Origin of the sequence: Mesorhizobium ventifaucium, assembly GCF_935822925.1 — a bacterium.
GTDB lineage: Bacteria > Pseudomonadota > Alphaproteobacteria > Rhizobiales > Rhizobiaceae > Mesorhizobium > Mesorhizobium ventifaucium.
In genome coordinates this window covers 1-13,296 of record NZ_CAKXZS010000041.1, presented here as the reverse complement: position 1 = coordinate 13,296, position 13,296 = coordinate 1, and the positions used below count along the sequence as shown (strand labels likewise).

The following is a 13,296-nucleotide window of genomic DNA, read 5'->3' as shown; positions in this document are numbered from 1 at the left end:
CAAAACGTGAAACGCTCTAGAGCTTTGCGATTTGCCGCTGAACGGAATAATCGGCGTTCGCTGCCGATCGGCCCAGATCTGTCAAAATCACTGATCTTCACCCCGGCTGACGCTCCCTATCAACTTCTCAAGCAGGCGAGCAAGCGTGTCCTGTTCGGCGCGCGTCAGGCCGGAAAGTATCTCGTGTTCGTTGGCGACGTGGGCGGCCACCGCCTCGTCGATCAAGGCGAGGCCTTTTTCGGTCAGTTGCACGACAATCCCGCGCCGGTCGTTGGGATGCGGCCCACGCATGATCAATCCGGATTTCTCGAGCCGGTCGAGCCGGTTGGTCATGGCGCCCGACGTCACCATCGTCGCTCCATAGAGGGCGGTTGGCGTCAGCGCGTAAGGTGATCCGGAACGGCGCAGCGTCGCCAGCACGTCGAATTCCCCGGATTGCAGCCCGAAACGGGCAAACAGCGGAGCGAGGCGTTCTCGTGCTATCAGCGACGAGGCTTCGTTCAACCGTCCAAGAACGGCCATTGGGGAGACATCCAGGTCCGGCCGTTCTCGTCTCCACTGCTCGATGGCCCTCGCGGCGCGATCCATCTATATCACCGTTAAATATCTTGACGTTAAGAATCTTTGCATTATCTTACCTTAAGACACAATGCTGGCCAAGAGCCGCAAAGACAACAAGGTTCGTTATGAAATTTCTCTGGGATTCAGCGCTCGGCCTTTTGGTCGTCACCGGCGGCCTGCTCGGCCTGACGCTGCCGTTCGGCAAGATCGCCACGGCGGCCGGCGTTTCGGCCATGGTCTGGGCCCTCGTCATCTCGCTCGGCGCCGGCGGCGTGCTTTTGTGCGTCCTGCTGCTGCGCGGGCAGCGCATTCGGCTCAACCCACACAGGCTGCGTTATTTCTTCGTCACCGCGGCGGTGTCCTACGCCTTCCCCAATCTCTTGATGTTCTCGGCCATTCCGCATCTCGGTGCTGGCTACACCGGTATCATGTTCACGCTGTCGCCGGTGGTCACACTGGTGTTTTCGATCCTGCTCGGCGTTCGGCGCCCCAATCTGTTTGGCGTCGTCGGCATTGCCGTCGGCTTCGTTGGAGCTGTCATGGTGGCGGTGACGCGTGGCGAGGCCGGCCAGCCGGCCGAATTTTTCTGGGTGGCCGTGGGGCTGCTCATCCCGGTCAGCCTTGCCGCCGGCAATATCTACCGCTCGGTCGACTGGCCTGAAGGGACCGGACCGATCGAGCTTGCCGTCGGCAGCCATCTGGCATCGGCTGCACTGCTTGTTTGCGGCATCTTCACGCTGCAGGGCGGCGGTTCGCTCGCCCTGCTCGCTGGCGTGCCGCTGGTGGTCGTCGGGCAGGTCGCGTCAGCCGCGGCGATGTTCGCTTTCTTCTTCCGGCTGCAGGCGGTGGGCGGCCCGGTCTATCTCAGCCAGATCGGCTATGTCGCGGCGGCGGTCGGATTATTTGCCGGGACGATGTTTCTCGGCGAGCACTATCAATTGCTGACCTGGGCCGGCGGTGCCATCATTGTCGCCGGCGTGTTCATCACCACAAAGGCGCAAAGCCAGATCGCCACGAAGACGCAAAGTGAGACGGGTGAGAAGGTGGCGGCGTGAGAAGGTGGCGGCGTGAGAAGGCGTCGTGATAAAGTTCAGGCCGGCGCCTTCTCCGCCAGAACCATGTAGTTGACGTCCATGTCCTTCGAACGCTGCCAGCGGTCGGCGAGCGGATTGTAGGTGACGCCGGTGCGGTCGATGATGGTCAGGCCAGCGCCGGCAAGCGCCTTCTCCAGTTCGTCTGGCCGCACCAGCTTGCCGAACTGGTGGGTGCCGCGCGGCAACCAGCGCAGCACATATTCGGCGCCGATAATGGCCAAGCCCAGCGCCTTCAGCGTGCGGTTGATGGTGGCGACGAACATGATGCCGCCGGGCTTGAGCATCTCGCCGCATTTGGCCACAAACAGGTCGATGTCGGCAACATGCTCGACCACTTCCATGTTGAGGATGACGTCGAATTTCTCGCCGGCGTCAGCCAGGTCCTCTGCTGTCGTGGCACGGTACTCCACCGTCACGCCAACCTCCGCCGCATGCAGTCTGGCCACTTCGATGTTGGTGGCGGAGGCGTCGGCGCCGACCACGTCGGCGCCAAGCCGCGCCATCGGCTCGCACAACAGCCCGCCGCCGCAGCCGATGTCGAGGATGCGCAGGCCCTCGAACGGCCGCGCCGCGCGTGGGTCGCGGCCGAAGCGCGCCGCCACCTGGTCGCGTATATAGGCAAGCCGGATCGGATTGAACTTGTGCAGCGGGCGGAATTTGCCGTTCGGATTCCACCATTCGGCGGCAAGAGCGGAAAAACGCTCCACTTCTCCGGCATCGATCGTCGACCGTCGGGGTTCTGGCATCGTGTGGTCTCCCGCAGACTCAAAAGTTCAGAGCGCGATCGGGCGCAAAACCGGATACCACTTTGCTGATCGCGCTCTGGTGCGCTAGGAAGTCGGTCGAGAGCCGGCGAATGTCAAGGCAGCAAATTTCGGCCGTTGCCGGCTGCGCCTATGCGACAGGCATTCGGGCACGCGCGTTGCGCTCGTATGTCGCCTTCGTCGCCCAGCGGCAAGCGGGGGCAAGCGGCGGCACGCCTTGCGAAACCCAAAGCATTTGGCTAAGGAGGCCGCGAATTCAGCGGCTGGCCCGGCCCGACGCTCGCTTTCCGTTTTTCGGCCGCCGCTCCGGCACCCAGTCAAAGGCATTTCGCTTCCATGGCGCGCATCGTGATGAAATTCGGCGGAACATCCGTCGCCGACATCGTCCGCATCCGCAATGTGGCGCGTCATGTCAAACGCGAGGCCGATGCCGGCCATGAGGTCGCGGTGGTCGTCTCGGCGATGGCCGGCAAGACCAACGAGCTCGTGCAGTGGACGCGCGAAGCCTCGCCCATGCACGATGCGCGCGAATATGACGCCGTCGTTGCCTCCGGCGAGCAGGTGACTGCCGGCCTGCTGGCGATCACGCTGCAGAACATGGGCGTCCATGCCCGTTCCTGGCAAGGCTGGCAGATCCCGATCAAGACCGACAATGCGCATGGCGCGGCGCGCATTCTCGACATCGACGGCGCATTCCTGATCAAGCGCTTCGGCGAGGGCCAGGTGGCGGTGGTCGCCGGCTTCCAGGGCATCGGGCCGGACAACCGCATCGCGACGCTCGGCCGCGGCGGTTCCGACACCAGTGCTGTCGCCATCGCGGCGGCGGTCAAGGCAGACCGCTGCGACATCTACACCGACGTCGACGGGGTCTACACCACCGACCCGCGCATCGAGCCGAAAGCGCGGCGGCTGGCCAAGATTTCCTTCGAGGAAATGCTTGAAATGGCCTCGCTCGGCGCCAAGGTCCTGCAGGTACGCTCGGTCGAGCTTGCCATGGTGCACAGGGTGCGTACTTTCGTGCGGTCGTCCTTCGACGATCCCGACGCGCCTGGAATGGGGGATTTGCTCAATCCGCCCGGAACGCTTATTTGCGACGAGGAAGAGATCGTGGAACAGCAGGTCGTCACCGGAATTGCCTACGCCAAGGACGAAGCGCAGATATCGTTGCGCCGTGTCGGCGACCGGCCGGGGGTTGCCGCCGGCATTTTCGGGCCGCTGGCCGAATCCAACATCAATGTCGACATGATCGTCCAGAACATTTCCGAGGACGGCAAGTTCACTGACATGACCTTCACCGTTCCGTCCGGCGATGTCGACAAGGCGCTTGCCGTGCTCGAGCGGCTGAAGACCACGATCGGGTACGACGTCGTGCAGTCGGAAGCCGGCATGTCGAAAGTCTCGGTCATCGGCATCGGCATGAGGAGCCATGCGGGCGTTGCCGCCACCGCCTTCAAGGCGCTCGCCGACAAATCGATCAACATCCGTGCGATCACGACGTCCGAGATCAAGATTTCGATCCTGATCGACGGTCCCTACACAGAACTTGCGGTTCGCACTTTGCATTCCATTTACGGTCTGGATAAGCAGTAGCAGACTGTTCGATCCGGAAACCGGAGTCGCTTTTCGGAGAGCACGATGCAGCAGATCGAAGTCTTGGGGTGTCCTTTGTGGGTCCAATTGGACGCATGGCGCTCTATTTGAGTTGTTGCGTGAGCGCCGGCTGCGGGAGAGACTGCGGCGGGCAAAAATGTCGATTGGAGAACAAGCCGCGATGCGTGATACGGCCAGTGGCCCGCGCGTTTTGCTGAAACGGCTCCGCGAGCTCATGCAGGAGCCGCTGGAGCCGCAGGAGCGGCTCGACCGCATCGTGCGCGATATCGCCGCCAATATGGTCGCCGAAGTGTGCTCGCTCTATGTGCTGCGCGCCGATTCGGTGCTCGAACTCTACGCCACCGAGGGTCTGAACCCGAACGCCGTCCATTTGGCGCAGCTCAGGCTGGGGGAGGGCCTCGTCGGCACGATCGCGGCCTCGGCACGGCCGCTCAATCTCTCCAATGCGCAGGAACATCCAGCCTTCGCCTACCTGCCGGAAACGGGGGAAGAGATCTACAATTCCTTCCTCGGCGTGCCGGTGCTCAGGGCAGGGCGCACGCTCGGTGTTCTGGTCGTCCAGAACAAGACCATGCGCCACTATCGCGACGACGAAGTCGAGGCGCTGGAAACGACGGCGATGGTGATCGCCGAGATGATCGCAACCGGCGACCTTGCCCGGCTGACCCGGCCCGGGCTCGAACTCGACCTGCGCCGCCCGGTGAGCTTTAGCGGCCTGTCCTTCAACGAGGGTGTCGGGCTCGGTCATGTCGTGCTGCACGAGCCGCGCATCGTCGTCACCAATCTGTTCAACGAGGACAGCGATGAGGAGATCAAGCGGCTCGATGCGTCGCTCGGTTCGCTCCGGCTCTCCATCGACGATATGCTGGAACGCCGCGAAGTCGCCTTCGAGGGCGAGCATCGCCAGGTGCTCGAAGCCTATCGCATGTTCGCCAACGACAGCGGCTGGGTGCGCCGGCTGGAAGAGGCGATCCGCAACGGCCTGACGGCCGAAGCGGCGGTGGAAAAGGTGCAGAGCGACATGCGTGCCCGCATGCTGCACATGACCGATCCTTATCTACGCGAGCGGATGAGCGATTTCGACGATCTCGCCAACCGGCTGCTGCGCCAGCTGATGGGGCGCGGGCCGGACGATGTCGGGGCCTCGCTGCCGAAGGACGCCATCATCGTCGCCCGCTCGATGGGGGCTGCCGAACTGCTCGATTATCCCAGAGACAAGCTGCGCGGGCTGGTGCTGGAGGACGGTGCAGCGACCAGCCACGTCGTTATCGTGGCGCGGGCCATGGGCATACCGGTCGCGGGCCAGATGAAGGGGGCCGTTTCCATGGCGGAAAACGGCGACGCCATCATTGTCGACGGCGAAGAAGGCGCGATCCACCTGCGCCCCCAGCCCGACCTCGAAGCCGCCTATGCCGAAAAGGTCCGCTTCCGGGCGCGGCGGCAGGAGGTCTATCGCGAACTGCGCAAGAAGCCGTCGAGGACCAAGGACGGCGTCCAGGTCGACCTTTTGATGAATGCGGGCCTGGCGGTCGATCTGCCGCAGCTTGCCGAGGCAGGCGCCGCCGGCATCGGTTTGTTCCGCACCGAGCTGCAATTCATGGTCGCCTCGACCTTTCCGCGGGCGGAAGCCCAGGAACGGCTCTACCGTGACGTGCTCGACGCGGCGCGCGGCAAGCCGGTGACCTTCCGCACCATCGATATCGGCGGCGACAAGGTGCTGCCCTACTTCAAGGACACGATCCAGGAAGAGAACCCGGCGCTCGGCTGGCGCGCCATCCGCCTGACGCTCGACCGGCCGGGCCTGTTGCGCACCCAGATCCGCGCGCTTTTGAAAGCATGCGGCGGGCGTGAACTGAAGCTGATGCTGCCGATGGTGACGGAGCTCGGCGAGATCGCCCAGGCGCGCGAAATCATCGATCGCGAAGTGCGGCATCTGTCGCGATTTGCCCATCATCTGCCGACCAGCCTGAAGCTCGGGGCCATGCTGGAAGTGCCTTCGCTGCTGTTCCAGCTCGATGAGCTGATGAAGGCCGTCGATTTCGTCTCGGTCGGCTCGAACGATCTGTTCCAGTTCGTCATGGCGGTCGATCGCGGCAACACCCAGCTCGCCGACCGCTTCGATGTGCTGTCGACGCCGTTCCTGCGCGCGCTGAAGCGGGTTGCCGACGCCGGGGTGCGCAATCAAACCCCGGTGACTTTGTGCGGCGAGCTGGCCGGCAAGCCGATCTCGGCGATGGCGCTGATCGGCCTTGGCTACCGATCGATCTCGATGTCGCCGGCCTCGATCGGTCCGGTCAAGGCGATGCTGACGGAACTGCCGCTGGCCGAGCTGGAAGCGTTCTTCGACGACAATCTCATGGCGCCGGCTCAGGGGTTGCCGATGCGGGCACTGCTGCAAGCGTTTGCCGACGACCGCGCCATTCCGTTGTAGGTTCACGTGAGGGCGGCCTGCAAATGTCGATTTTCTGCGCTTCCGGTGCTCATGCACCTAAATGTACATTCCGCCCCGGCCTTCGCCGGCCGAAGCCCATCGTCGATGCCTCCGCCCTATGAAGGCTACGGCCGGCGTAGGCCGGTTCTCGAAACTCGCCATTTTCGACTCGCCCTGACGTGAATCTTATCGAAGTTCCAGAATTATGATCAACCTGCCCCGCGACCGCATGGATCAAGTCGTCAAGCGTTTCGACATGCTCGAGGCGCAAATGTCGGCCGGGCCGGCGGCGGACGCCTATGTCAGGATGGCGTCGGAATATGCCGACATGCAGGAGATGGTGGCAAAGATCAGGGCGCTGCGCACCGCTGAGCATGAACAGGCCGACCTGCAGGCGATGCTCGCCGACAAAAGCACCGATGCCGAAATGCGGGCATTGGCCGAGGCCGATCTGCCGGAGGTCAAGGAACGCATCGAAGCGCTGCAGAAGGACATCCAGATCCTGCTTCTGCCCAAGGATGCCGCCGACGACAAGAATGCCATCCTCGAAATCCGCGCCGGCACGGGCGGCGACGAGGCGGCTCTCTTTGCCGGCGACCTGTTTCGCATGTACGAACGCTATGCCGCGGCACGCGGCTGGCGTTTCGAGACGGCGTCGGCCAGCGAGGGCGAGGTCGGCGGCTACAAGGAAATCATTGCCACGATTTCAGGCAGGGGGGTTTTTGCCCATCTGAAATTCGAGTCCGGCGTGCACCGCGTGCAGCGCGTGCCGGCGACTGAGGCCGGCGGGCGCATCCACACCTCGGCGGCGACGGTTGCGGTGCTGCCCGAGGCGGAAGAGGTCGACATCGACGTCAGGACCGAAGACATCCGCATCGATACGATGCGCGCCTCGGGTTCGGGCGGCCAGCACGTCAATACCACCGATTCGGCAGTGCGCATCACCCATCTGCCGACCGGCATCATGGTGGTGCAGGCGGAGAAGTCGCAGCACCAGAACCGGGCCAAAGCCATGCAGATCCTGCGCGCCAGGCTTTACGACCTCGAGCGCAGCAAGGCTGACGAGGAACGCTCCGAATCGCGCAAATCGCAGGTCGGTTCGGGCGATCGCTCGGAGCGCATCCGCACCTATAATTTCCCGCAGGGACGCGTCACCGACCATCGCATCAATCTGACGCTCTACAAGCTAGACCGGGTGATGATGGGCGAACTCGATGAGATTATCGACGCGCTGATCGCCGATCACCAGTCGAAGCTGCTCGCCGATATCGGCCTCGATGGCTGACAGTCTGCCCGGTAGGCCGGTGTGGCTTTGAATTCGAAATTCGTATCACGTTGGAGCAGCACAATGACGAATTTCGGATTCAAAGTCACACCAGCAAGTTGCTGGTACTAGGTGGTGGATTTGAGGATCCTGAACGCTGATGCCAACAAATAGCAGGAACCTCAAATCCACCACACTAGGGCTGCTGCTGAAAGCGGCGCGGGCACGCCTTGCTGCGGCCGCAGTCGCCGACCCGGCGCTGGATGCAAGGCTGATCGTCGAACATCTTTCCGGCACGACCCGCACACAAGCCATCGCCGATCCCGAATGCAGTGTCGATGCCGGCGCGATTGCCGCGATCGATGCAGCCCTGAGACGGCGGGTTGCCGGTGAGCCGGTGCATCGCATCCTGGGCTATCGCGAATTCTACGGCTTGCGCCTGTCGCTGTCACCGGAAACGCTGGAGCCGCGACCGGACACCGAAACGCTGGTCGAAGCGGTGCTGCCCTTCGTAAAAACCACTGCGGAACGGCAAGGCGAGTGCCGCGTCCTCGATCTCGGCACCGGCACCGGCGCCATCGCGCTGGCGCTGCTCAGCGCCGTTCCGGCGGCGGTCGCCACCGGCGTCGATATTTCGACAGGCGCGCTGGCGACCGCCATGCGCAATGCCAGGGAATTGGGTCTGGCCGACCGGTTCCAGGTGCTCGAATCCAACTGGTTCGAAAAAGTTTTTGGCCGATACCATGTAATTGCCGCTAACCCTCCCTATATAGCGACCATAGACATTCAAAATCTGCAGGACGAAGTCCGCGATTTCGATCCACTCCAAGCCCTCGATGGCGGCGTGGACGGTCTTAGTCCCTACAGGGTCATCGCCGCCGAGGCGGCAGGTTTTTTGGAAGCCGAGGGCAGGATTGCGGCCGAGATCGGCCACACCCAACGCAAAGAGGTCACGGACATATTCTCTGCATCCGGCTATCTGCCGGCGGGGGTATTCCGCGACTTTGGCGGAAACGACAGGGTTCTGATCTTTGCACCGACAAAGCCGTGATGCAGTGCGAAAAAAGCGCTTGGCAATGCCGGGGAATGCGGCTAGGGTCGCCTTAACCGGATGAGACGAAGCAGGCAGTGCTCTTAGCGATTCGGTTTCCTTGGAAATAGCTGCCTTCTTGCGCAAACGACGCCCAAGCTTCGTGCGGGAATCGTCCGGCAAGTGATGTAACCGGAACAGGATGAGACGTGGCGCCAACGCAATCGATGCGGGCGAACGCCGGTGAAGAGACGAAACGGCTGGCTGCATGAGCGCCTCCGTTCGGGAAAAAGTTTCGAAAATTTCAAAATGAAGAGAGTCGAATGAGGCCACAACAGCAGAACAGGCGCATGCGCGGTCGCAACAACAATGGCGGCGGCAATAACAACAACAATAACCGCAAGGGTCCAAATCCCCTGACGCGCAACTACGAGAGCAACGGTCCGGATGTGAAGATCCGCGGATCGGCTCAGCAGATCGCCGAAAAATACGCAACCCTTGCCCGTGACGCGCAAAGCTCCGGCGACCGGGTGATGGCGGAAAACTATCTCCAGCACGCCGAGCACTACAATCGCATCATCGCTGCCGCGCAGGCGCAGCTACCGATCCAGAGCGCTCAGCAGAACCGCGACGATTTCGACGATGACGGCGACGAAGATCGCGACGAGTTCGACAATGCCGGCAACAGCAATGTCGGCGAGACTGCGGCTCCGGTGGTCAACCACGGTGCAGGCCCGCAGCCGGTCATCGACGGCACGCCGGCCGAATTGACGTTCAACCAGGAAAACGGCCGCGACGTTCGTGATGCCAGTGGGCGCGATGCCAGTGGGCGCGATGCCGGCGGGCGCGATAACAGTGCGCGAGACAACCGCCATCGCGACCGTCGCCCCAATGGCGGCTACGGCCAGAACGGCCAGCGCGGCGAATTTGGTGCGCGCGGCGAGCCGGGCGGACAGCGCGGCGAGCAGAGCCGGCGCAACGAGAGACCGGTTCAGAACGAAACGCCGGTTCAGGCGGAAGCTGTGTCTTCGATCGAGCCTGTTTCTGTGGCCGAACCCGCGCCGCAGTTCGAAAGCTTTTCGCCGGCGGCTCTGGCTGCCCAGGCCGAGTTGAACGAAGCCGCCGCCGAAAGCGGCGCTGCCCGCCGCCCCAGGCGTCCGCGCCGTCCGCGCGTCAATGCTGATCAGGTGGATGGCGGTAACGACAATGCTGGCGGCGACAACGCAAATGCAGCTCCGGCGGAAGACGCCGGTGGCGAGCCTGCCATCACCGACGTCAACAACTGATCGAGCAGGGCCTTCAGACATTCCTAGATGGCGGAGAGAAATCTCCGCCGTTTTGCTTTGTGCGCCCGCGGAACATTATGAGTCCGCCGTCATCGGGACGTCTTGAGGGTCCGTGGCTTGCGCCCCATATCTCGCGTGAACAGGACCCGGCTCGAACGGGCGGGTCCGTCACCGCAATCTGATCCGGTGCCGCAAAGCGGGCCGGTGACGGAAGGAGACAGATATGAACCTTGAAAAATATTCCGAGCGCGTGCGCGGCTTCATTCAGTCGGCGCAGACGTTGGCTCTGTCGCGCAACCACCAGCAGTTCACCCCCGAACATATATTGAAAGTGCTCGTCGACGACGACGAGGGCTTGGCAGCGTCGTTGATCGAGCGCGCCGGCGGCAGCGTTCGCGACGTCAAGCTGGGCGTCGAGACGGCACTTGAGGCAATGCCCAAGGTGGAGGGCGGCAACGGCCAGCTCTATCTGGCGCAACCGCTGGCCAAAGTGTTCTCGACCGCCGAGGACCTGGCCAAGAAGGCCGGCGACAGCTTCGTCACGGTCGAGCGGCTGCTGACGGCGCTGGCGGTCGAGAAATCCGCCAAGACTGCCGACATCCTCAGCAAGGCCGGCGTGACGCCACAGGCGCTGAACCAGGTGATCAACGACGTCCGCAAGGGTCGCACCGCCGATTCAGCGAGCGCCGAGCAGGGCTATGATGCGCTGAAGAAGTATGCGCGCGACCTCACCGCCGACGGCCGCGCCGGCAAGCTCGACCCGGTCATCGGCCGCGACGACGAGATCCGCCGTACCATCCAGGTGCTGTCGCGCCGCACCAAGAACAATCCGGTACTGATCGGTGAACCCGGGGTCGGCAAGACGGCGATCGCCGAAGGGCTGGCGTTGCGCATCGTCAATGGCGACGTGCCGGAATCGCTCAAGGACAAGCAGTTGATGGCGCTCGATATGGGATCGCTGATCGCCGGTGCCAAATATCGCGGCGAATTCGAGGAGCGGTTGAAGGCGGTTCTTTCGGAAGTTACCGCTGCGGCTGGCGGCATCATCCTGTTCATCGATGAGATGCACACGCTGGTCGGCGCCGGCAAGGCGGATGGCGCCATGGATGCGTCGAACCTGTTGAAACCGGCACTGGCACGCGGCGAACTGCACTGCGTCGGCGCGACGACGCTCGACGAATACCGCAAGCATGTCGAGAAGGACGCAGCCCTTGCCCGCCGCTTCCAGCCGGTCTTCGTCAATGAGCCGACGGTGGAAGACACCGTCTCCATCCTGCGTGGCCTGAAGGAAAAGTACGAGCAGCACCACAAGGTGCGCATTTCGGATTCGGCGCTGGTCGCGGCAGCGTCGCTGTCCAACCGCTATATCGCCGACCGCTTCCTGCCGGACAAGGCGATCGATCTTGTCGACGAGGCCGCGTCGCGGCTGCGGATGCAGGTCGATTCGAAGCCCGAAGCGCTGGACGAGATCGACCGCCGCATCATGCAGCTCAAGATCGAGCGTGAGGCGCTGAAGGTCGAGAAGGACGACGCGTCGAAGGACCGGCTCGCCCGGCTCGAAAAGGATCTTTCCGCCCTGGAAGAGGAATCGACCGAACTGACCTCGAAGTGGCAGGCCGAGAAGCAGAAGCTCGGGCTCGCCGCCGACCTGAAGAAACAGCTCGACGAGGCGCGCAACGAACTCGCCATCGCCCAGCGCAACGGTGAATTCCAGCGCGCCGGCGAGCTTGCCTATGGCAAGATTCCGGAGCTCGAAAAGAAGCTGACGCAGGCCGAGGCGCAAGACGGCAAGGTCGGCATGGTCGAAGAGGTGGTCACCCCCGATCACGTCGCCCACATCGTGTCGCGCTGGACCGGCATTCCGGTCGACAAGATGCTGCAAGGCGAGCGTGACAAGCTGCTGCGCATGGAAGACGAAATCGGCAAGCGTGTCGTCGGCCAGGGTGAGGCGGTGCAGGCCGTGTCCAAGGCGGTGCGCCGTGCCCGCGCTGGCCTGCAGGATCCGAACCGGCCGATCGGTTCGTTCATGTTCCTCGGGCCGACGGGCGTCGGCAAGACCGAACTGACCAAGGCGCTTGCCAGCTTCCTGTTCGACGACGAGAGCGCCATGGTGCGCATCGACATGTCGGAATTCATGGAGAAGCACTCGGTCGCCCGGCTGATCGGCGCGCCTCCCGGCTATGTCGGCTATGAGGAGGGCGGCGCGCTGACCGAAGCGGTGCGACGCCGGCCTTACCAGGTCGTGCTGTTCGATGAGATCGAGAAAGCGCATCCGGACGTGTTCAACGTGCTGCTGCAGGTGCTCGATGACGGCCGCCTGACCGACGGGCAGGGCCGCACGGTCGATTTCCGCAACACGCTGATCATTATGACGTCGAACCTCGGCGCCGAATATCTGGTCAATCTCGGCGAGAACCAGGATGTCGATGTCGTGCGCGACGAGGTGATGAGTGTCGTCAGGGCGTCGTTCCGGCCGGAGTTCCTCAACCGCGTCGACGAGGTGATCCTGTTCCACCGGCTGCGCCGGCAGGATATGGGCCGCATCGTCGAGATCCAGCTCAAGCGGCTGGAAAGCCTGCTCGCAGATCGTAAGATCACGCTTTCGCTGGATCGGGAGGCGATCGACTGGCTGGCCGCCAAGGGCTACGATCCGGCCTATGGCGCGCGGCCGTTGAAGCGGGTGATGCAGAAGGACCTTCAGGATCCGCTGGCGGAGAAGATCCTGCTCGGCGACATCCTCGACGGTTCGACCGTCAAGGTCACCGCAGGTTCCGACCGGTTGAACTTCCGGTCGAAGCCGACGGTCGTGGCGACCGAGGCGGCGGCCTGATTTTCGAGGCCGCCACATAATTAAAACGTTAAACGGGGCGCAGATGACGTTGGACGACTACAACAGCTTCTGCGCCTCGCTGCCGTCCGCGACCCATGTCGTCCAGTGGGGCGGTGCTCATGTCTGGAAGGTCGGAGCCAAGGTCTTTGCGATCGGCGGTTGGAGCGAGGGCAAGGAGCCGTTCGTCACCTTCAAATGCTCCGACGTTGCTTATGACATCTTGAAGGAACAGCCGGGCCTTCGGCCCGCGCCCTATCTTGCCTCACGCGGCATGAAATGGATCCAGCGCCAGACAAGCCAAAGTATGGACGATGACGCGCTGAAGGACTATCTGCGCGAAAGCCACCGTCTCGTCGTGCTCAAGCTGACGAAGCAGGCGCGTAAGGAATTGGGATTCGCCACCAGCTAGAGCGTCGGACGCTCAG

General features: G+C 63.1%; 10 protein-coding genes. 8 read left to right on the top strand and 2 right to left on the bottom strand.

Annotation, left to right across the window (positions count from 1 at the left end; genetic code table 11):
• Positions 1-87 precede the first annotated feature (87 nt).
• Positions 88-588, bottom strand: a complete 501-nt coding sequence (locus tag NMG70_RS27785) for a MarR family winged helix-turn-helix transcriptional regulator (RefSeq protein WP_254027466.1) — start codon at positions 586-588, stop codon at positions 88-90.
• A gap of 98 nt (positions 589-686) precedes the next feature.
• On the opposite strand from NMG70_RS27785, the gene NMG70_RS27780 reads away from it, so the two are divergent.
• Positions 687-1,616: a DMT family transporter gene (locus tag NMG70_RS27780; protein ID WP_254027465.1), complete on the top strand. Its 930-nt coding sequence runs from the start codon at positions 687-689 to the stop codon at positions 1,614-1,616.
• Positions 1,617-1,651: 35 nt separating this feature from the next.
• Here the strand turns inward: NMG70_RS27780 and ubiG are convergent, their stop codons facing one another.
• Positions 1,652-2,401 carry a bifunctional 2-polyprenyl-6-hydroxyphenol methylase/3-demethylubiquinol 3-O-methyltransferase UbiG gene (ubiG, locus tag NMG70_RS27775; RefSeq protein ID WP_254027464.1) on the bottom strand — a complete coding sequence of 250 codons (750 nt, stop codon included), beginning with the start codon at positions 2,399-2,401 and terminating at the stop codon, positions 1,652-1,654.
• Between the two features lie 354 nt (positions 2,402-2,755).
• Here ubiG and NMG70_RS27770 point away from each other — a divergent pair, with 354 nt between their 5' ends.
• The 7 genes from NMG70_RS27770 (at position 2,756) to NMG70_RS27740 (ending at position 13,280) form a co-directional block, all read left to right on the top strand.
• Complete coding sequence (locus NMG70_RS27770) at positions 2,756-4,009, top strand: aspartate kinase (RefSeq protein WP_254027463.1); 1,254 nt, start codon at positions 2,756-2,758, stop codon at positions 4,007-4,009.
• A 181-nt stretch (positions 4,010-4,190) separates the two neighbouring features.
• Positions 4,191-6,461 (top strand): phosphoenolpyruvate--protein phosphotransferase, encoded by a 2,271-nt coding sequence (ptsP, locus tag NMG70_RS27765; RefSeq protein WP_254027462.1) that lies wholly within the window; start codon positions 4,191-4,193, stop codon positions 6,459-6,461.
• Between the two features lie 205 nt (positions 6,462-6,666).
• Positions 6,667-7,746, top strand: a complete 1,080-nt coding sequence (prfA, locus tag NMG70_RS27760; protein ID WP_254027461.1) for a peptide chain release factor 1 — start codon at positions 6,667-6,669, stop codon at positions 7,744-7,746.
• 139 nt (positions 7,747-7,885) lie between these two features.
• Complete coding sequence (prmC, locus tag NMG70_RS27755; RefSeq protein WP_254027460.1) at positions 7,886-8,776, top strand: peptide chain release factor N(5)-glutamine methyltransferase; 891 nt, start codon at positions 7,886-7,888, stop codon at positions 8,774-8,776.
• 302 nt (positions 8,777-9,078) lie between these two features.
• The gene (locus NMG70_RS27750) at positions 9,079-10,041 is read left to right on the top strand and encodes a DUF4167 domain-containing protein (protein ID WP_254027459.1); all 963 of its coding nucleotides are present in this window, start codon (positions 9,079-9,081) and stop codon (positions 10,039-10,041) included.
• Between the two features lie 223 nt (positions 10,042-10,264).
• Complete coding sequence (clpB, locus tag NMG70_RS27745) at positions 10,265-12,871, top strand: ATP-dependent chaperone ClpB (RefSeq protein WP_254027458.1); 2,607 nt, start codon at positions 10,265-10,267, stop codon at positions 12,869-12,871.
• A gap of 43 nt (positions 12,872-12,914) precedes the next feature.
• On the top strand, positions 12,915-13,280 hold the full coding sequence (locus NMG70_RS27740) for an MmcQ/YjbR family DNA-binding protein (RefSeq protein WP_254018364.1): 366 nt from the start codon (positions 12,915-12,917) through the stop codon (positions 13,278-13,280).
• The last annotated feature ends 16 nt before the right edge of the window (positions 13,281-13,296 follow it).